The organism is Streptomyces sp. MGP-P1 (genome assembly GCF_057766565.1).
Genome location: NZ_JBYMEM010000007.1, coordinates 1,820,469 through 1,838,697 on the forward strand (window position 1 = coordinate 1,820,469; position 18,229 = coordinate 1,838,697).

General features: G+C 72.3%; 14 protein-coding genes and 1 pseudogene. 10 read left to right on the forward strand and 5 right to left on the reverse strand.

Annotated elements, in window-relative coordinates; all coding sequences use genetic code 11:
* Nucleotides 1-8 precede the first annotated feature (8 nt).
* Entirely contained in the window at nt 9-1,478 is a 1,470-nt protein-coding gene (der, locus tag AC3CH1_RS29675) for a ribosome biogenesis GTPase Der (protein WP_488465704.1), read from the forward strand.
* Nucleotides 1,479-1,615: 137 nt separating this feature from the next.
* Here der and AC3CH1_RS29680 read toward each other — a convergent pair whose 3' ends face one another.
* Nucleotides 1,616-1,957, reverse strand: coding sequence for a hypothetical protein (locus tag AC3CH1_RS29680; RefSeq protein ID WP_488465705.1), 342 nt, complete (start codon nt 1,955-1,957; stop codon nt 1,616-1,618).
* 137 nt (nt 1,958-2,094) lie between these two features.
* On the reverse strand, nt 2,095-2,877 hold the full coding sequence (locus AC3CH1_RS29685) for a hypothetical protein (RefSeq protein WP_488465706.1): 783 nt from the start codon (nt 2,875-2,877) through the stop codon (nt 2,095-2,097).
* A gap of 485 nt (nt 2,878-3,362) precedes the next feature.
* On the opposite strand from AC3CH1_RS29685, the gene AC3CH1_RS29690 reads away from it, so the two are divergent.
* From AC3CH1_RS29690 to AC3CH1_RS29705, 4 genes and pseudogenes are all read left to right on the forward strand, one after another.
* Entirely contained in the window at nt 3,363-4,646 is a 1,284-nt protein-coding gene (locus AC3CH1_RS29690; protein ID WP_488465707.1) for a glycosyltransferase family 4 protein, read from the forward strand.
* A complete protein-coding gene (locus AC3CH1_RS29695; protein WP_488465708.1) occupies nt 4,643-5,488 on the forward strand; it encodes a transferase in 846 nt (281 codons plus the stop codon). The genes AC3CH1_RS29690 and AC3CH1_RS29695 overlap by 4 nt, the downstream gene beginning before the upstream one ends.
* A gap of 172 nt (nt 5,489-5,660) precedes the next feature.
* Nucleotides 5,661-6,691: pseudogene (locus AC3CH1_RS29700) on the forward strand (helix-turn-helix transcriptional regulator).
* A gap of 310 nt (nt 6,692-7,001) precedes the next feature.
* Nucleotides 7,002-7,217, forward strand: coding sequence for an I78 family peptidase inhibitor (locus tag AC3CH1_RS29705; protein ID WP_488465709.1), 216 nt, complete (start codon nt 7,002-7,004; stop codon nt 7,215-7,217).
* 134 nt (nt 7,218-7,351) lie between these two features.
* On the opposite strand, the gene AC3CH1_RS29710 is transcribed toward AC3CH1_RS29705, so the two are convergent.
* The gene (locus tag AC3CH1_RS29710) at nt 7,352-8,380 is read right to left on the reverse strand and encodes a phosphatase PAP2 family protein (protein ID WP_488465710.1); all 1,029 of its coding nucleotides are present in this window, start codon (nt 8,378-8,380) and stop codon (nt 7,352-7,354) included.
* 482 nt (nt 8,381-8,862) lie between these two features.
* On the opposite strand from AC3CH1_RS29710, the gene AC3CH1_RS29715 reads away from it, so the two are divergent.
* Nucleotides 8,863-10,665 carry an MFS transporter gene (locus AC3CH1_RS29715; protein ID WP_488465711.1) on the forward strand — a complete coding sequence of 601 codons (1,803 nt, stop codon included), beginning with the start codon at nt 8,863-8,865 and terminating at the stop codon, nt 10,663-10,665.
* Nucleotides 10,666-10,767: 102 nt separating this feature from the next.
* Nucleotides 10,768-11,988, forward strand: coding sequence for an acyl-CoA dehydrogenase family protein (locus tag AC3CH1_RS29720; RefSeq protein ID WP_488465712.1), 1,221 nt, complete (start codon nt 10,768-10,770; stop codon nt 11,986-11,988).
* 67 nt (nt 11,989-12,055) lie between these two features.
* Here the strand turns inward: AC3CH1_RS29720 and AC3CH1_RS29725 are convergent, their stop codons facing one another.
* Entirely contained in the window at nt 12,056-12,499 is a 444-nt protein-coding gene (locus AC3CH1_RS29725) for a cell division protein SepF (RefSeq protein ID WP_018959635.1), read from the reverse strand.
* Between the two features lie 308 nt (nt 12,500-12,807).
* Here AC3CH1_RS29725 and AC3CH1_RS29730 point away from each other — a divergent pair, with 308 nt between their 5' ends.
* Complete coding sequence (locus tag AC3CH1_RS29730; protein ID WP_488465713.1) at nt 12,808-14,049, forward strand: DUF5685 family protein; 1,242 nt, start codon at nt 12,808-12,810, stop codon at nt 14,047-14,049.
* 43 nt (nt 14,050-14,092) lie between these two features.
* Here the strand turns inward: AC3CH1_RS29730 and AC3CH1_RS29735 are convergent, their stop codons facing one another.
* Nucleotides 14,093-15,031, reverse strand: a complete 939-nt coding sequence (locus tag AC3CH1_RS29735; RefSeq protein ID WP_488465714.1) for an ABC transporter substrate-binding protein — start codon at nt 15,029-15,031, stop codon at nt 14,093-14,095.
* Between the two features lie 462 nt (nt 15,032-15,493).
* Here AC3CH1_RS29735 and AC3CH1_RS29740 point away from each other — a divergent pair, with 462 nt between their 5' ends.
* Together AC3CH1_RS29740 and AC3CH1_RS29745 are read left to right on the forward strand one after the other, a co-directional pair.
* Nucleotides 15,494-16,360 carry an amino acid ABC transporter permease gene (locus AC3CH1_RS29740; protein ID WP_488465715.1) on the forward strand — a complete coding sequence of 289 codons (867 nt, stop codon included), beginning with the start codon at nt 15,494-15,496 and terminating at the stop codon, nt 16,358-16,360.
* Nucleotides 16,357-18,198, forward strand: coding sequence for an FAD/NAD(P)-binding protein (locus AC3CH1_RS29745; protein WP_488465716.1), 1,842 nt, complete (start codon nt 16,357-16,359; stop codon nt 18,196-18,198). The genes AC3CH1_RS29740 and AC3CH1_RS29745 overlap by 4 nt, the downstream gene beginning before the upstream one ends.
* Nucleotides 18,199-18,229 lie beyond the last annotated feature (31 nt).

Genomic DNA, 18,229 nt, shown 5'->3' on the forward strand with positions numbered 1-18,229 from the left:
CGGACTTCATGAACGACCAGATTCACTCCGACGGCTCGGGCCACGAGCACGGAGCACTTGGCGATGCCGAGTTCGCGGAGTTCATGGAGCTCGCCGCGCAGGAAGGCTTCGATCCCGAGGAGGTCGAGGGCGCCCTCGACGAGGCCGGTACCGGCCCGCTCCCCGTGCTCGCCGTCGTCGGCCGCCCCAATGTCGGCAAGTCGACCCTGGTGAACCGGATCATCGGCCGCCGCGAGGCCGTCGTGCAGGACAAGCCCGGCGTCACCCGTGACCGCGTCAGCTACGAGGCCGAATGGGCCGGACGCCGCTTCAAGGTCGTCGACACCGGCGGCTGGGAGCAGGACGTGCTGGGCCTCGACGCCTCCGTCGCCGCCCAGGCCGAGTACGCCATCGAGACGGCCGACGCGGTCGTCTTCGTCGTCGACTCGACCGTCGGCGCCACCGACACCGACGAGGCCGTCGTCAAGCTGCTGCGCCGGGCCGGCAAGCCCGTCGTCCTCTGCGCCAACAAGGTCGACGGACAGAGCGGCGAGGCCGACGCCACCGCCCTGTGGTCGCTGGGCCTCGGCGAGCCCTACCCGGTCTCCTCGCTGCACGGCCGCGGCACCGGCGACATGCTGGACGCGGTCCTGGCGGCCCTGCCCGACGCCCCGGCCCAGAAGTTCGGCACGGCGCTCGGCGGCCCCCGCCGCATCGCCCTGATCGGCCGCCCGAACGTCGGCAAGTCCTCCCTGCTGAACAAGGTCGCGGGCGAGGACCGGGTCGTCGTCAACGAGCAGGCCGGCACCACCCGCGACCCGGTCGACGAGCTGATCAAGCTCGGCGGCATCACCTGGAAGTTCATCGACACGGCCGGGATCCGCCGCCGCGTCCACCTCCAGGAGGGCGCGGACTACTACGCCTCGCTGCGTACGGCCGCCGCCGTCGAGAAGGCCGAGGTCGCCGTCATTCTGATCGACTCCAGCGAGTCCATCAGCGTCCAGGACCAGCGGATCATCACCATGGCCGTGGACGCCGGGCGCGCCATCGTCGTCGCGTTCAACAAGTGGGACACCCTCGACGAGGAGCGCCGCTACTACCTGGAGCGCGAGATCGAGACGGAGCTCGCGCAGATCGCCTGGGCCCCGCGCGTCAACGTCTCGGCCCTCACCGGCCGGCACATGGAGAAGCTGGTCCCGGCGATCGAGACCGCGATCGAGGGCTGGGAGACCCGCATCCCCACCGGCCGGCTCAACGCCTTCCTCGGCGAGATCGTCGCCTCCCACCCGCACCCGATCCGCGGCGGCAAGCAGCCGCGCATCCTCTTCGGCACCCAGGCGGGCACCAAGCCCCCGCGCTTCGTGCTCTTCGCCTCCGGCTTCCTGGAGCACGGCTACCGCCGCTTCGTCGAGCGCCGCCTGCGCGAGGAGTTCGGCTTCGAGGGCACCCCGATCCACATCTCCGTCCGGGTCCGAGAGAAGCGCGGCCGCAACAAGTAGTACCGGCGAGCGTCACGCAGCACAGCGCACGACGGAGCCCCGGGCCGCTCTCGCGAGAGCGGCCCGGGGCTCCGTCGTGCGGGCTTTCGTCGTGAGGTCTTCGCCGTGCGGCCCCGGAAGTCCCGATCCGTGGGGTCTCAGGAGTCCCGCGACCCCGGCGGCAGCGCCGCGGGCCGGGGGCGCCCCGCATGCCGCCCCACCCGCTGCCAGGAGCCGAGGCTCCCGGTGTGCGGGCTCTGCCCGCCGCTCCCGCCCTGGCCGTTGTGCCCACCGGTGCCGCCGTGCCCGGAGGGGGCGGGGTGGCCGCTCAGCGCGGTCCTGGAGGCGAAGAGACCGGCCCCGAAGGCCGGGAAACCGAGATTCTCCTCGCCGCTCCGGTCGCCCGGCAACGCCCGGAACGAGCGCCGGTACTCGGAGTACAGCGCGTCGTAGATCGGGGTGGGGGACACGCCCCCCGACGGATCCTGCGAAGGACGCATGGCAGGGATCTGACTCTGATGCTGGCGGGAGGAGTCGTATGAGTGCACGTAGGTGCCAACGACCTCACCGCCCGTCGGATGCGGCCCCGCCGGAGAAAACGCTGTTCGGCGGGGGCGTCCGAGCCGGCCGGACACGATCAGGTCCCGGCCAGCGGCATCGACGCGGCGACCAGCAGCCCGTTGACCGCGGCCTTCTCCAGGGCGTCCCGGAGCAGGTCCTCGCGCGGCTGCTGCCCGATGGTGCCGGCCGGGGCGGCGAAGACGAGGACCGTCTGCGACTTGTTGACCGCGGCACGCCAGCCGTCGGTCACCTGGAGCGGCTGGTGGGCCTGCCACCAGGCGACCGGGTTGCCGCCGCCGGCGCTCGGCTGCAGCACGGCGTGCAGCTGGCCGACCGCCAGCAGCACGGACCAGCCCGCGAGAACCTCCGGCAGCCGGTTCAGGTCGGGGGCGGGGCGGAAGCCCTGCTCCAGCAGCAGCTGGAGGAACTCGTCGCCGCCGCTGCCGTCGGTGCCGGGCCGGGCGACCGGGCCGGTCGGCTCCACGACCAGGGCCGGGCGGAGATCGTCCTCGATGAGGACGAGTCCGCTGGTGATGCCGAGGACGGCCTGTTCGGGCATGCGCCCCTCCGTATCCTTCTGCTCGCTTCCGGTGATGCTGCGCACCGCGCCCTGGAGCTGGTCCTCGGCGACCTTGACGACCTGCGAGGGGAAGCACGTCGCGTGGGCGAACGCGAGGACCGCGGTCTCGTCGCCGATGAACAGCACCGTGCTGGTGCGTTCCTGGTCGGAGTCGCCGGGGGTGCGGCAGGAGGTGCAGTCGTAACTGCCCGGGGCGTTGTCGCCGACGAGCAGCCGTTCGGCTTCGTCGTCGCCGATCTCGGCGCGTACGTCCTGGCTGACGTCGAGCATGCGCGGCACGGGGACTCCTCGAACTCGGTGCGTGGGCCGGGTGGTTCCCGGGCTCCATGAAGAGACAACGCGGGATCCGTGGCCGGGGTCACGCACCGGGGCGCACGGAAGTGCGGCACAGGTCGACACATCGGTACGTCGAGCAGTCGACGTACGGCTCCCGCGTTCCGCCGGGAAGTTTTTACCGGGGAGCAGGCAACCTCTCGGCATTCTCCTACGTCAAGCTCGGAGGAAAGTCCTGGTGAACGGGTGGCGGTAGTCGTCCGGATTACCGCAACCGGTGGCCCGCACCCGTGGTCCCGTTACTTCGGGGCCTGCGGCTATCCGGATTGAATCCCTCCGGAACCCGCAGGTCAGTGGCGGTCCGGCGGAGGTACGGGGATACCGTGAGGGATGTCGCGGATGCTCCGGGATTTCTTGGTGCATTTCGGGCGGAAAATTGCCGGGAAGCGCAGACTTGACAAGGCCGTGCCGACAGGGGAAACAGCGAAACCATGCATATTTCTTTTCTTCTGCACAATGCCTACGGAATCGGAGGAACCATTCGGACGACGTTCACGCTCGCCCGTACGCTCGCCGAGCAGCACGACGTCGAGATCGTGTCCGTCTTCCGGCACCGTGACGCCCCCGTCCTCGGCGCACCCGAGGGCGTGGCGCTGCGCCACCTCGTGGACCTGCGGAAGAAGAGTGCGACGTACGACGGCGGCGACGCCGAACACGCGCGGCCCGCAGTGGTGTTCCCGCGCGGGGACAGCAGGCACAAGCAGTACAGCAGGCTCACCGACGCCCGCATCGCCGCCCATCTCCGGGCGACCGAGGCGGACGTCGTCGTCGGCACCCGCCCCGGGCTCAACGTGCACCTCAGCCGGGGGGCCCGCCGCGGACCGGTGCGCGTCGGGCAGGAGCATCTGACACTCGACAGCCACAACTACCGGCTGCGCCGCGAGATCGCCCACCGGTACACCCTGCTCGACGCGCTCACCACCGTCACCCGTGCCGACGCGGACGACTACCGAAGGCGGCTGAAGCTGCCGGGCGTGCGGATCGAGGCCATCCCCAACGCCGTTCCCGAGGCCGCCTGTCCGCCCGCGAGCGGGGAGCTGAAGTGGGTCGTCGCGGCGGGCCGGCTGCACCGGGTCAAGCGCTACGACCTCCTGGTGCGGGCCTTCGCCCAGGTGTCCGCGGCCCGTCCGGACTGGCGGCTGCGCATCTACGGCGGCGGGGACGCGACCGGCGACGAACAGGCGTCGCTGCGCGCCCTCGTCGACGAACTCGGCCTGCACAACCACGTGTTCCTGATGGGCTCGGCCAACCCGATGGAGGCCGAGTGGCCCAAGGGGTCGATCGCCGCCGTCACTTCGGACCGCGAGTCCTTCGGCATGACGATCGTCGAGGCGATGCGCGGCGGCCTGCCGGTCGTCGCCACCGACTGCCCGCACGGGCCGGCCGAGATCGTCGAGGACGGCGTCGACGGGCGGCTGGTCCCGGTCGGCGACCCGGACGCGATCGCCGCCGCCCTGCTCCAGCTGATCGAGGACGACGAACTGCGCCACCGGATGGGCGGGGCCGCGCTCACCGCCTCGGCCCGCTTCGACCCGGCGCGGATCGCCGAACGCCACGAGAGCCTGTTCGCCGAACTGGTCGCCCGCGGCGCCCGGGGGCACGGTCACGGCGCCCTGCGCACCGCGCTGCACCGCACCCGGGGCAGCGTCCTCGACGGGGCCTACGCCCTGCGCTACAAAACCGCCGACGCGCTCCGCAAGGGAAGGGCCGCATGACCCCCGCCATAGCCACCGTACGGGCCGACTGCGTTGCCGATCCGGCCGGGACGCTCACCTTCGAGCTGACCGCCCCGGCCCCGGCCCCGCCCCCCGCCCCCGCGTCCGTGCTGCTCCTGCGGCGCCGGGGCGCGGCCGGCGGCAGACCCGGCGGCACGGTGCGGATCCCGCTCAGCGGATCCGGCCAGGGGCGGCTGAGGGCGGTGCTCCCGGCCTCCACCGAGCTGTCCGAGGGGCGCTGGGACGCCTATGTCGAGGAGCCGGGAGCCGAGACCGCCCGGACCGTGGAGCCGGGGCTGCGGGACCTGCGGGCGCTCGTCGACCGCAGCCCGGACACCGGAGCCGCGAGCGTCAGCGCCCGGGTTCCCTACCCGACCGCCGACGGCCGACTCGCCCTGCGCTGCTGGGTCCGCGCCCCGCACGCCGAGGCGGGAGACGTCGTCGTCGGCCCGGCAGGCATGACGGTCGAGGGTGTGCTGTACGGCGTCGCCGTGGGGGAGGGGGCCGCCGTGGAGGCCCGACTGCCCGGGGGCCGGGGCCGGGCGCACAGCTTCCCGCTCACCCCCGCCGACGGGCCGGCAGGCGCGTTCGCCTTCACCCTGCCCTACGGCCCGCCGGCCGAGGGGCAGGTGGACGGGGCGCAGCTCTGGCAACTGTGGCTCGTCCCGGCGGCGGGCGCGCCCGGGGTCAGGATCTCCCGCATCCTCGACGACGTCTGGTCCCGCAACAAGTCCTTCGTCTACCCGACCCGGGCGCCGGCCCCCGGCGTCCTCGCCACCCCCTGCTACACCGCCGACAACGACCTCTGCCTCCGGCTGGAGCCCGGACCGGCGGACCGCTGAGGGAGGGTCTCGCGGACGGCGGGATCGCGGGCGGACCGTCGCGAGCCGAAGATCGCGGGCGGGACGGATCGCGGGCGGAACGGATCGCGGGCCGAGGGATCGCGGGTCGAGGGATTGCGAACCCAGGGATTGCGGACCAGGGCTGTCCGCAACCCCTGGCAGACTCACCCGCATGTTGGAGACCTCGGCACGACTGCTGCGCCTGCTCTCACTGCTCCAGGCCCATCGGGACTGGTCCGGCGCCGACCTGGCCGACCGGCTCGGCGTCACCCCACGCACGGTGCGCCGGGACGTCGACAAGCTGCGCGACCTGGGCTATCCGGTGAACGCCAGCAGGGGCACCGGCGGCGGCTACCAGCTCGGGCCGGCGCCGAGCTGCCGCCGCTGCTGCTGGACGACGAGGAGGCCGTCGCGGTCGCCGTCGGCCTGCGCACCGCCGCCGGGCACGGCATCGAGGGCATCGGCGAAACCTCCGTACGCGCGCTGGCCAAGCTGGAACAGGTGCTGCCGAACCGGTTGCGCCGCCGGGTGAGCGCGCTCGGCGCGTTCACCGTGCCGATGCTCCGCGGGGCGGACGACTCCGCCGTGGACCCCGCTGTGCTCACCGAGCTGGCCGCCGCCTGCCGGGACGCGGAGCGGCTCCGGTTCGCCTACCGGACCCACGCCGGGGAGGTTTCGCGGCGGACCGTGGAGCCTCACCGACTCGTCTGCACCGAGCACCGCTGGTATCTGGTGGCCTGGGATCCGGACCGGGCGGACTGGCGCACCTTCCGGGTGGACCGGATCACCCCGACCCCGCCGCACGGCCCCCGTTTCGTCCCCCGCCCCCCGCCGGCGGACGATCTCGCGGCCTACGTCTCCCGGGGCGTCGCGGTCTCGGCGTACGCGGCGCGGGCCGTGGTCCTGCTGAAGGCCCCGAAGGCGGAGGCGGCCCGGCGGGTGTCGCCGTCCGCCGGGGTGCTGGAGGCCGTGGACGCGGACACCTGCCGGCTGGTCGCGGGCGCGCCGGACCTCACCGTGCTGGTGATCCACGTGCTGATGATGGGGATCGATTTCGAGGTGATCGAGCCGCCCGAGCTGATCGAGATCATGCGGGAGGCGAGGAACCGGCTCACGCGCGCGCTCGACGGATCCGGGACTCCGGGTGGGGCAGAGGCCCGCCGTTCCGCGCCCGGCGGGCGGGTGGGAGAGGCGTGCGATTAAGGAAAGGCCGGTTTACGGGGGCGGGAATTTCTGGTGTCCCCGCCATTCGCACGGCGCTCCCGCCGAGGGGAAAAGAAGCAGGTCATCCCATGATTCCGGAAGGCTTCCGGCACCCCCTCACGCCGTTGGACAAGGTTTCCCGATAATGCGTGCGGATGCCTCGGGTCGGGCCGTCCGAGTGAATAGGACCGCGTATACACGTGTGGGGATCCTGTGACACAAGCGTGACCGCCACGGCATGTGGAGATGCGGGGGAACGCCCTCCCGGCCCGGCCTTCCGCCACGGTCCGGGGCCGCCTACGGTGAAGGCATGGCATCTCTACCGACCCCTCCAGCCCAGCCGGACGACGCCGCCGAGTCGTACGTCGGTCTCGCCGCCGACGCCGCCGAGCGACAGGCCAGGAGCCGCGGCTGGGACACGGTCCGGGCCGTTCCCCCGGGCACGTTCCTCACCATGGAGTTCCGTCACGGCCGCATCAACTTCCAGGTCGAGGACGGCATGGTGACGCGCTGCTGGGTGGGCTGACCCACCGGCCGCACCTGACCCCGACGACCGAAGGCCCCGACCGCGGTCGGGGCCTTCGGTGTGTGCGGGCGAGGCTGTGCGCACCCCGTCCCCGCACCCCGTCCCCGCGTTCGCGGGGAAGCGGGGGAGCGGGGTCAGCCGCCGGTCATCGGACGCGCCGGGCTGCCGGTGCCGCGTGCGCCCCGTTCCGTGTGGGGCGGCGGACGACGGACGCCCGCCGGGGCGACCGGCAGGGAGCCCGGACGCACGTGCCCGCCGTGGGCCCGCGCCCTGGCGCCCGGGGCGGGATGTCCCGCGGGGAGCACCGGCTCGGCCGCGGCGGCCGCGGTCTCGGCGGCGAGGCCGTCGGCGGCCATCGACTGCGGGAGCATCACCGGCCGTGGCTCCGGTCCTGACCCGGTCCCGGCCACGGAGGCCGGGTGGGCGCCGTCGCGACGCTCGCGCCACTGCTCGCGCACCGCGAAGATCCAGGCCTCGGTCCGGGCGATCAGCGGCTCGAACCAGGGCAGCGCCAGAAGGATGAGCAGCCCGGCCGCCCAGCCCAGCACGACGTCGCTGAGCCAGTGCGTACCGATGTACACGGTGGTGAGGCCGACGCCCAGAGAGACCGTCGCGGAGACGGCCGACAGATAGCGCCTGGCGCGGGGTGTGGTGGCCAGATAGGCGAGGATTCCCCAGGTCACGACGGCGTTGGCGGTGTGCCCGGAGGGAAATATATCGCCGCCGGCGAACATCTCGGCCGAGCCGATCTGTGTCGCGTAATGCGGGCCGAGCCGCCCGAGCCCCAGCTTGACCGCGCCCACCGTCACATTGAGCAGCAGCAGGGACGTGCCGAGGACCAGCAGCGGCCGGAGCGTGTGCTGACGCCAGGAGCGCCAGCCCAGCCAGCAGGCGACCATCACCGCAGTGGGGCCGCGCTGGCCGAGCACGACGTAGTAGTCGAGGAAGGCGTGCAGTTCGGGCCACTGCTGGTAGGGCCGGAACAGCATGACCTTCCAGTCCAGGGCCACCAGCCAGGACGTGATCAGCACCGCCCAGACGATGGCGAGGTAGAACGCCAACGTCCCGCCGAAGAGGGCGATGCGGTGACGGCTCATCCGCGGTGCCACTATCTTCGGCGGTTCCGGCTCCCGGTCCAGCCGGGCAAAGATGTCGGTACGCACCCAATCGACGTTACAGCGAGTGAGTGTGCGAGCAGGCCAATCCGGGCTCTTTGTGATGACGATGTGATGTGGACTTCGTCTCGGAACGGCGTCTTTTCCGGGCACGGAGAAGAATCTCCGTGATCTTGCGGCCAATTGCCCGCCGGTTCCGTTCGTAAGCGTGTTTGATCTCTCGGAAAAAGAGGCGCACTGCAATCCGCGGCAATTGGTCCCGCCATTCGGGGGTGGCACGCGCCGTCGCGCCGCGCCCCTCGACGCCCGCCGGGACCCCCGGCGCGGCGGGCGCCGCGGCGCCCGGGACGGGAGCCCCCGGCCGGTTCCGCAAAGGCGTACGCCAGACTGTGCGGCGGAACGCGGTATGACGTGGACCACAGGTGACCTCGCCGGACTCGCGTACGCTGACGGCTCACTCGCCCGTCGACGCCGGGCCCCACGTCACCGTCGGTCCGCCGAGCGTGAGGGACTCCTCGGGAGGTACGTAGATGTCCGGGACGACCACGGCCGGGGTCCGGCTGCGCAAGGCCGCCGACGACGCCAACCGGTGGGTCGTCCTCGTCGTCCTCTGCCTCAGTCTCCTGGTCGTCGCTCTCGACGCGACCGTGCTCCACGTCGCCGTTCCGGCGCTCACCGAGGACCTGCGTCCCAGCGGCACGGCCCTCCTGTGGATCGTCGACGCCTACCCCCTCGTCTGTGCCTCACTGCTCATCCTCTTCGGCACTCTGGGTGACCGGATCGGCAGACGGCGCGTGCTGCTCCTCGGTTACGCGCTGTTCGGCGTCGCCTCCGTGCTCGCCGCGACGGCCGACACCCCGGCCGTCCTGATAGCGGCCCGCGCCCTCCTCGGCGTCGGCGGCGCGATGATCATGCCCGCCACGCTGTCGATCCTGCGCCAGGTCTTTCCCGACCGCCGGGAGCGGGCGCTCGCCATCGGCGTGTGGACCGCGGTCGCCGCGGTCGGCGCCGCCACCGGACCGGTCGTCGGCGGCTTCCTGGTCGAGCACTTCTGGTGGGGCTCGGTCTTTCTGATCAACATCCCGCTGATGGCCGTGATCCTGCCGCTGGGCCGCTGGCTGCTGCCCGAGTCGCGCGGCGGCGACGACGGCCCGTGGGACGTGCTGGGTGCGCTGACCGCCGCGGCGGGAGTGCTCGGCGTCGTCCTCGGCGTGAAGCGGCTGGGCAGCGGCGCGGGGCTCCTGGATCCGGTCTCGCTGGGCCCGCTGGCCCTCGGGCTCGCGCTCCTGATCCTCTTCGTACGCCGTCAGAAGCGCCGCAGGCATCCGCTGATCGACGTCTCCATGTTCGCCCGCCCGGCCTTCTCCACCGCCGTGGGCTGCATCGTGCTCGCCATGCTGGCGCTGGTCGGCCTCCAGCTGATCGCCGTCCAGTACCTCCAGCTGGTGCTCGGGCTCAGCCCCCTGGAGACCGGGCTGCGGCTGCTGCCGCTGACCTTCGCGGCGATGGCCGCGGGCGCCACCGGCTCGTACACCCTGCGCCGCATCGGTCCCCGCCGCATGGTCTGCTGGGGCTTCGTCCTCACCGCGACCTCGGTGCTGCTGCTCACCTCGATGGGCCAGCACGACCGGCCCGCCCTGCTGACCTGCGCGTTCGTCCTGCTCGGCTTCGGCCTCCAGACCACGCTCTTCGGGGCGTACGAGTCGATGCTCAGCGACGCCCCGCCGGAGCGGGCGGGTGGCGCGGCGGCCATAGGGGAGACCTCCTACCAACTGGGCGCGGGCCTCGGCATCGCCCTGCTAGGCAGTGTCATGAACGCCGCCTACGCCCCCGGTCTCGCCGGTCTGTACGAGAAGGGCGTGCCCGCCCGCGCCGGGGCGGAGGCCTCCCACTCGCTGGGCGAGGCCTATCAGGTGGCCGCGCAGCTGGGCGGCCCGATGGGAGACCTGCTGCGCTCCACGGCCCGGCACGCCTTCATCGGTGGACTCCACGTCACGCTGTTCGTCAGCGCGGGGCTGCTGCTGCTCGGGGCGCTGGCCGCCCTGCGGCTGCCGAAGGTCATGGAGTGTCCGCCGAAGGAGACCTGTCACCATGAGGTGGACGGCGCCGTACCCGCGGCCGCTCCCGCAGGCTCCTCCGCGTCCACGACTTCCGCGTCCACCGCTTCCGCGTACGAGACTTCCGCGTACGGGGCCGCCGTTCACGGGGCGGACGAACACCGGGTCCCCGGCGCCGCCCGACCGGCCGGGCCGGACCGCCCCGCCCCGCGCCCGATGGTGCCCGCGCGGCGCGAGCCGGCCGAGGCGACCGGCTCTGGACGAGCGGCACACTGAGCCGTAACGTCAGCACGACGCCCTGACTACCACTGCTAGTTTTCGGAGGGCGGGCGTCTCCCGGTCCCTCCGAGCACCGTGCGAGCCGCCGGAGGCACCCTCATGTCCAGCCCCGAGTCACCGAAGCCGTCGAAGCTCCCGCCGTTCGACGTGTCGGATCCCCTCGGCATCGACGACCTGCTCGGCGCGGACGACCTCGCGATCCGCGACACCGTCCGCACCTGGGCCGCCGACCGCGTCCTGCCGCACATCGCCGAGTGGTACGAGAAGGGCGAGCTGCCCGGCATCAGGGAGCTGGCCCGGGAGCTCGGCGCGCTGGGCGCGCTCGGCATGTCGCTGGACGGGTACGGCTGCGCCGGGGCGAGCGCCGTCCAGTACGGGCTCGCCTGCCTGGAGCTGGAGGCCGCCGACTCCGGGATCCGCTCACTCGTCTCCGTACAGGGCTCGCTCGCCATGTACGCGATCCACCGCTTCGGCTCCGAGGAGCAGAGGCAGCGGTGGCTGCCCGGCATGGCGTCCGGCGAGATCATCGGCTGTTTCGGACTGACGGAGCCCGACCACGGCTCCGACCCGGCCGGGATGCGGACGTACGCCAAGCGCGACGGCGAGGACTGGGTCCTCACCGGCCGCAAGATGTGGATCACCAACGGTTCGGTCGCCGGGGTCGCCGTCGTCTGGGCGCAGACCGACGAGGGTGAGGACGGGCGGGGCATCCGGGGCTTCGTCGTGCCGACGGACGCTCCCGGCTTCTCGGCCCCGGAGATCCACCACAAGTGGTCGCTGCGCGCCTCGGTCACCAGTGAACTGGTCATGGACGAGGTGCGGCTGCCCGCCGACGCGGTGCTGCCGGACGCGAGCGGGCTGCGCGGTCCGCTCAGCTGTCTGAGCCACGCGCGCTACGGCATCGTCTGGGGCGCCATGGGCGCGGCGCGGGCCAGCTTCGAGTCGGCCCTCGACTACGCGAGGAGCCGGGAGCAGTTCGGCCGGCCGATCGGCGGCTTCCAGCTCACCCAGGCCAAGCTGGCGGACATGGCCCTGGAGCTGCACAAGGGCATCCTGCTCGCCCACCACCTGGGCCGCCGCATGGACGTGGGCAGGCTCCGGCCGGAGCAGGTCAGTTTCGGCAAGCTCAACAACGTGCGGGAGGCGATCGAGATCTGCCGCACCTCGCGCACGATCCTCGGGGCCAACGGGATCTCGCTGGAGTATCCGGTGATGCGGCACGCCACGAACCTGGAGTCGGTGCTGACCTACGAGGGAACTGTGGAGATGCACCAGCTGGTACTGGGCAAGGCGCTCACCGGTCTCGACGCCTTCCGGTGAACGGGACGCGCCGGTACCCGCGCGCCGGCCGGATGCGTTGACCGGATCTTTCCGGCGAGCGCCCTGCTCAGCTCTGGTTGAAGAAGCCGCCGGCCTTGCGGCCGGCAGCTTCCCCCGCCACCACCTGGGTGTCGGCGGGAGACAGCAGGAAGACGCGGGTGGCCACCCGGTCGATCGAGCCGCGCAGGCCGAAGATCAGCCCGGCGGCGAAGTCCACCACGCGCTTGGCGTCGGCGGGGTCCATGGCCGTGAGGTTGACGATCACCGGGACGCCGTCCCGGAAGAGCTCGCCGATGGCGCGTGCGTCCCGGAAGCTGTCCGGGGTCACCGTCGCGATCCGGCGGTCCCGCTCCTCGGCCGTCTCCGCGGCCACCTGCACCCGGGGGTCGGTGACCCAGGCCTGGTTGCCCGTACCGGTCTCCGCACCCTCGGCGTACTCGTCGTCGTAGTACCGCTCGTCGTTGTCCTCTACGAGGCCCAGCCAGGCACTTGCCTTGCGCACCGATCCCATGGACGCCTCCTCTCACCGCGGTTCCTTGGTGTTCCGCATCTCTTTCGTATCCCTATGGTCGTCCATGATGCGGATACCGCGCCAAGTGGATAGTCGGCCCGCAGGCGATTCGTGACGTTACTGGTGCAGAAGATGTGGCGATTCGTCAGGGTTCGTCCTGCGCAAGAGGGCTTGTAGAAGGAAAATATGATGCTCCGGCCGTACGGGTGATCCGGGGGACGTACGGGTGAACGGGTCACTCGATACGATGCACGACGCTCCGGTGCGCGAGCGTCGCGCACCGGCTGAACGGCTCACGGGGGATCGTCGTGTTCGGAATCGTCAGGCCCTGTACCCATCGGCTCTCCGAAGGTCTCAGGATCGAGTGGATGGCTCATCTCTGCGGTCTGTGCCTGGCTCTGAGGGCGGATCACGGACAGTTCGCCCGTATCGTCACGAACTATGACGGCCTGATCGTCTCCGTCCTGACGGAGGCTCAGGCCGGCCGGGCGTCCGATGGTCGGCGCACCGCCGGTCCCTGCCCGCTGCGGGCCATGCGCACCGCGCCGGTCGCCACGGGGGAAGGGGCCCGGCTCGCCGCGGCCGTCTCCCTCGTCCTCGCCTCGGCCAAGGTCCGCGACCACGTCGCCGACCGGGACGGGCTGTTGGCACGCCGCCCGGTCGCCGCCGCCGCGCGCCGGGTGGCCGCCGGATGGGACCGGGCGGGCGCACGGACCGGGGCGGCCCTCGGCTTCGACACCGCCCTCCTGGTCGACGCGGTCGACCGGCAGACCGGGATCGAGACGCTCGCCGGGCCCGGCACCCCGCTGCTGACGGTCACCGAACCGACCGAGACCGCCACCGCGGCCGCTTTCGCGCACACCGCCCATCTCGCCGGGAAGCCCTGGAACGCCGCGCCGCTCGCGGAGGCCGGCCGGCTCTTCGGGCGGCTCGCCCATCTCCTGGACGCCGTGGAGGACCAGGAGGCCGACGCCGCGTCGGGCGCCTGGAACCCGCTCACCGCCACCGGCACCCCGCTGTCCGAGGCGCGCCGGCTCTGCGACGACGCGCTGCACGGCGTGCGGCTGGCGCTGCGGGAGGCGGAGTTCACCGACGGCAAGCTCGTCCACGTCCTCCTCGCCCATGAGCTGCGGCGCTCGGTCGACCGGGCGTTCGGCGCCTCCTCCTGCTCCCATCAGGGGCAGCAGGGGCTCCAGCTGCCCGAGGGCGCCTTCGGGCCGCCGCCGGGAAATCCCTACGGCGCACCACCCGGTCAGCCGTACGGTCCGACGCCGGGAGATCCGTACGGTCCGCCGCCCGGCGGCCCGGGCTCACCGCCCCCGCCGCGCCCGCCCCGCGACCGGCGCGGGCTGATCGCCGGATGCCTGGTCTGGGCCGGGCTCGCCTGCACCTGCCAGATGTGCTGCGGGAGCTTCGAGGACCCCTGGAGCCGGGAGCGGCGGCAGTCGCCGTGCCAGAGCTGCGGCGACTGCTGCGAGGCCTGCAGTTGCTGCGGCGACTGCGGTGAGAGCTGCTGCTGTTGCGGGGATTCCTGCGGCTGCGACTGCTGAACGGGTTCCGCCCGCCGGTGCGGCGGGCGGAACCGGCGTCAGGTCACCTCAGTTCCGGCGGCGAGATCTCCGATGCCGAGATCGCGGACCCGGTGGTGCCCCACTTCTTCAGGATGCGGTCGTAGGTCCCGTCCTCCTTGAGCCGGTTGACCGCGGCCCGGAAGGCGGGGGCCAGCGGGGTGCCCTTCTTGAACGCGAAGCCCACGTCGAGCCGCTTGAACTCGTTGAGGAAGCGCAGTCCCTCCTGGCGGCTCACCCCGTAACGCAGCCCGTTGATCGTGGACATCACCACATCGCTGCGGTTCTGCTGGAGCGAGAGCCAGACGGCCGTCTGGTCGGCGTACGTCTTGACCTCGTACGGCTTCTTGCCCTCCTCCGCGCACCGGGGCAGATTCTCCTGGAGCGTCACCTCGAAGGTGGTGCCCGCCCCGGTGGCCACGTTCAGCCCGCACAGCTGGGTGAGGTCGGTGACCTTCTTCAGCTCGCTGTCCTCGCGGACCGCGAAGCCCTGCCCGTCGTTGATGTACGTCACGAAGTCCACCGTCCTGCGGCGTACGTCGGTGACCCCGAAGTTCCCCGTGCCCAGGTCGTACTTCCCGCTGCCCAGCGCCGGCAGGATCGCCTCGAACGAGGCCACTTCGCGCTTCAGTTCCAGCCCGAGCACCCGGGCCGCCGCGTCCGCGAAATCGATGTCCGCGCCGGCCAGGGTGGTGCCGTCCTGCTCGTAGAAGGCTCCGGGCGGGGTGCCGATGGCGGCGGCGATCCGCAGGGTGCCCGCCTCCCGGACCCCGGCCGGCAGCAGTTTCGCCGCCGCCTCGTCCTTGCGGACCTTCGAGACCACGTCCGTCGTCGGGGTCTTCGCCCGAGCCGCCTTCTCGTCCGGCCCGCCGTCCGCCGCCTCCGTCGGCTCGGCGCAGCCGGTGAGGGTCAGCGCGGCCACGGTGATCAGGGCGAACAGGGCGGTATGTCGGGATCTGGGCATGGCTGTGCTCTCCGGGTTCGTCGGGATGGGCCGACCGCCCCGGGCCCTCTGCGGGCACGGGGGACGGCGGATGTGTTCAGCGGTGCGAGGGGAGGGCGGAGCGGTGTGGTGAAGGTGAAGTCACGCGAGGAACGGGGCTCGAACGCCGAAAGAACAGGCGTGAGCAGGGAAAGCCGGACAGCAGAGAGTCAGCTCAACAGGAAGAGGACCACACACGACCGAAGTCGATGTGGGAGCGGGTGACCAGCCACTGCTGCGGATGCATGGAGCAAGTGGAACAGGCATCCGAGTGCGCGTCAACCGAGGTGAGATCCCCGGCTCACAGTGTGGACAGGCTTGACAACTCCCCGCGCACGCCGCTTATCTCGGACCCATGGACCGGCGCTGAGGGGCCCGGCCCCTGTGTGGTTCCCGGTGTGAGGCACGCCCCGTGTTCGATCTGAGCATCCACGGAGCTCCCGCATGCCCCCGCAGACCGTCTCGCTGCCCCCTCCCTCCTCACGGCCGCTCGTCAAGGACGACGCCGACGCGGTCCCGCGCATCGTCCCCGTACGCCGAACAGGCCGCTGGGCAGCGGCTGTTGCCGTTCTCGTGCTGCTCGCGCTGGCGCTGAACTCGGTCATCCGCAACGACGCCTTCCAATGGGACGTCGTGCTCTCCTACTTCGGCACCGTCCCCGTGCTGCGCGGGCTCTGGCTCACGCTCTGGCTCACCGCGGTGGTCGTGGTGCTCGGCTTCGCGCTGGGAGCCGTGCTCGCGGTCATGCGCCTGTCGGGCAACCCCGTTCTGCAGGCGGTCAGTTGGGGCTACGTCTGGCTCTTCCGGTCCACACCGATCCTGGTCCAGCTGCTGTTCTGGTTCAACATCGGCGCGCTGTACCCGCAGATCCTCGGCGTCTCCACGGTCAGCCTCCTGGGCCCGGTCACCATCGCCGTCATCGGACTGACCCTGCACGAGGCCGCGTACGCCGCCGAGGTGGTGCGCGGCGGGATTCTCTCCGTCGAGCGCGGACAGGTGGAGGCCGCCCAGTCCCTCGGCCTCGGCCCCTGGCGGCGGTTCCGGCGCATCGTGCTGCCGCAGGCCATGCGCTCCATCGTGCCGCCGGCCGGGAACATGCTGATCGGCACCCTCAAGGGCACCTCCATCGTCAGCATCATCGCCGTGCAGGACCTGCTGTACTCCGTCCAGCTCGTCTACCACCGCACCTACCAGGTCATCCCGCTGCTGCTCGTCGCCACGCTCTGGTACGCGGCCGTCACGACGCTGCTGAGCATCGGCCAGCGCTATGTGGAGCGGTACTACGCCCGTGGCACGGCGGGTGCGCGATGAGCACCGTGCCCAGCCTCGTGGTGATCGGCGGCGGCCCGCGCGGCACCGGCGTCATCGAGCGCATCGCCGCCAACGCCGGTGAGCTGTACGGCGATCAGCGTCTGGACATCCATCTGGTCGACCCCTACCCGGCGGGCGGCGGGCGGATCTGGCGGCCGGACCAGTCGCCGCTGCTGTGGATGAACTCCATGGCCGAGGACGTCACCATGTTCACCGACGAGACGGTGGACCTGGCCGGCCCCGTCGTGGCGGGACCCGCCCTGGACGCCTGGGCCGAGGACGTCCGCGCGGGCCGCGTCGTCCCTTCGGCGGACCCCGCCGTGGTGGCGGAGATACACGGACTCGCCGGCGCGGACTTCCCCTCCCGGCGACTCCAGAGCGCCTATCTGCGCTGGACCTACGACCGGGCCCTGGCCGCTCTACCGCCCGGCATCACCGTGCACGAGCACCGCACCACCGCCCTCGCCGTCACCGGACCACGCGGAGGCCGCCAGCGCGTCCGGCTCCAGGACCGCGCCGAACCCCTGCTCGCCGACCTCGTCGTCCTGACCGTGGGCCACCTCGACGCCGAGAAGGAGCCCGAGCAGGAGCGGCTGAGCGCGTTCGCCCGGCGGCACGATCTGGTGCACCTGCCGCCCGACTTCACCGCCGACAGCGACCTCGACGCCCTGCGCCCCGGGGAGCCGGTCATCGTCCGGGGCTTCGGGCTCGCCTTCATCGATCTGATGGTCCTGCTCACCGAGGGGCGCGGCGGACGCCACGAGAACGGGGTCTACCTGCCGTCGGGCCGTGAACCCGTGCTGTACGTCGGATCGCGCCGCGGCGTCCCGTACCACGCGAAGATCGGCTACGGCTGGACCGGCGAACGCCTGCCACCGCCCCGGCACTTGGACCAGAGCTGGGCCGACGAGCTGCTGAGCAGGCCCGGGCCGCTCGACTTCCGGCGCGATGTCTGGCCGGCGGTCGCGAAGGAGCTCGGCCACGCCCACTACCACCGGCTGTTCACCGCCCACCCCGAGCGCACCGCCCTCGCCCACGAGGTCTTCGCCGAGAAGTACGCCGCCGCCGACCCGGACAGCCCCGAACTGGCCGGGCTGATCGCCGCAGCCGTGCCCGACCCCGCCGACCGGCTCGACCTCGACGCCCTGGACCGGCCCCTCGACGGCGTCCGCCACGCATCGCCCGAGGCACTTCAGGAAGCCCTGCGCGACCACATCACCGCCGACCTGACCCGGCGTCACGATCCGTCGCACAGCGAGGATCTCGCGGTCTTCCTCGGGCTGCTCACCGCCTACGCCCAGCTCGTCCGGCTCGGCGACATCGGCGGCTGGTGGCACGGCTTCTTCAGCTATCTGGCCTCCGGCCCGCCGGGGCCCCGGCTCCAGCAGCTCCTGGCCCTCTCCCGGGCCGGCGTCGTCCGCTTCCTCGGGGCCGGCCTCACCGTGGAGACCGACGAGGAGCACGGCCTCTTCCGGGCCACCGGCGCCACCGTCCCCGGCGCGCACACCGAGGCCCGCGCCCTGGTCGAGGCCCGCCTCCCCGACCCCTCGCTCCGGCACACCGCGAGCCCCCTGCTGCGCGCGCTGCGCGACGAGGGGGCCGCCGTCACCGACACCGGACTGCTCTCCGTGGACCCGGCCGACAGCCGGGTGCTGGACCGCGCCGGCCGCCCGCACCCACGCCGCTTCGCACTGGGCCCCTTCACCACCGCCCGCAACAGCGGGGCGTTCACCCGGCCCCGTACCGGCGGACCCGCCTTCCGGCAGAACGACGCCGCCGCGCGCGCCGCCCTCACCCTCCTGCGCGACCTCTCCTGTCGGGTCCTGCTCGCCTCCTGACCGCCCACCCCTTCCCGTACCACCGCCGCCA

What these genes read in the sequence shown, in the direction of transcription:
- der (WP_488465704.1), top strand. Translation starts at nt 9, where the DNA reads ATGAACGACCAGATTCACTCCGACGGCTCGGGCCACGAGCACGGAGCA.
- AC3CH1_RS29680 (WP_488465705.1), bottom strand. Translation starts at nt 1,957, where the DNA reads ATGCGTCCTTCGCAGGATCCGTCGGGGGGCGTGTCCCCCACCCCGATC.
- AC3CH1_RS29690 (WP_488465707.1), top strand. Translation starts at nt 3,363, where the DNA reads ATGCATATTTCTTTTCTTCTGCACAATGCCTACGGAATCGGAGGAACC.
- AC3CH1_RS29695 (WP_488465708.1), top strand. Translation starts at nt 4,643, where the DNA reads ATGACCCCCGCCATAGCCACCGTACGGGCCGACTGCGTTGCCGATCCG.
- AC3CH1_RS29705 (WP_488465709.1), top strand. Translation starts at nt 7,002, where the DNA reads ATGGCATCTCTACCGACCCCTCCAGCCCAGCCGGACGACGCCGCCGAG.
- AC3CH1_RS29715 (WP_488465711.1), top strand. Translation starts at nt 8,863, where the DNA reads ATGTCCGGGACGACCACGGCCGGGGTCCGGCTGCGCAAGGCCGCCGAC.
- AC3CH1_RS29720 (WP_488465712.1), top strand. Translation starts at nt 10,768, where the DNA reads ATGTCCAGCCCCGAGTCACCGAAGCCGTCGAAGCTCCCGCCGTTCGAC.
- AC3CH1_RS29725 (WP_018959635.1), bottom strand. Translation starts at nt 12,499, where the DNA reads ATGGGATCGGTGCGCAAGGCAAGTGCCTGGCTGGGCCTCGTAGAGGAC.
- AC3CH1_RS29735 (WP_488465714.1), bottom strand. Translation starts at nt 15,031, where the DNA reads ATGCCCAGATCCCGACATACCGCCCTGTTCGCCCTGATCACCGTGGCC.
- AC3CH1_RS29740 (WP_488465715.1), top strand. Translation starts at nt 15,494, where the DNA reads ATGCCCCCGCAGACCGTCTCGCTGCCCCCTCCCTCCTCACGGCCGCTC.
- AC3CH1_RS29745 (WP_488465716.1), top strand. Translation starts at nt 16,357, where the DNA reads ATGAGCACCGTGCCCAGCCTCGTGGTGATCGGCGGCGGCCCGCGCGGC.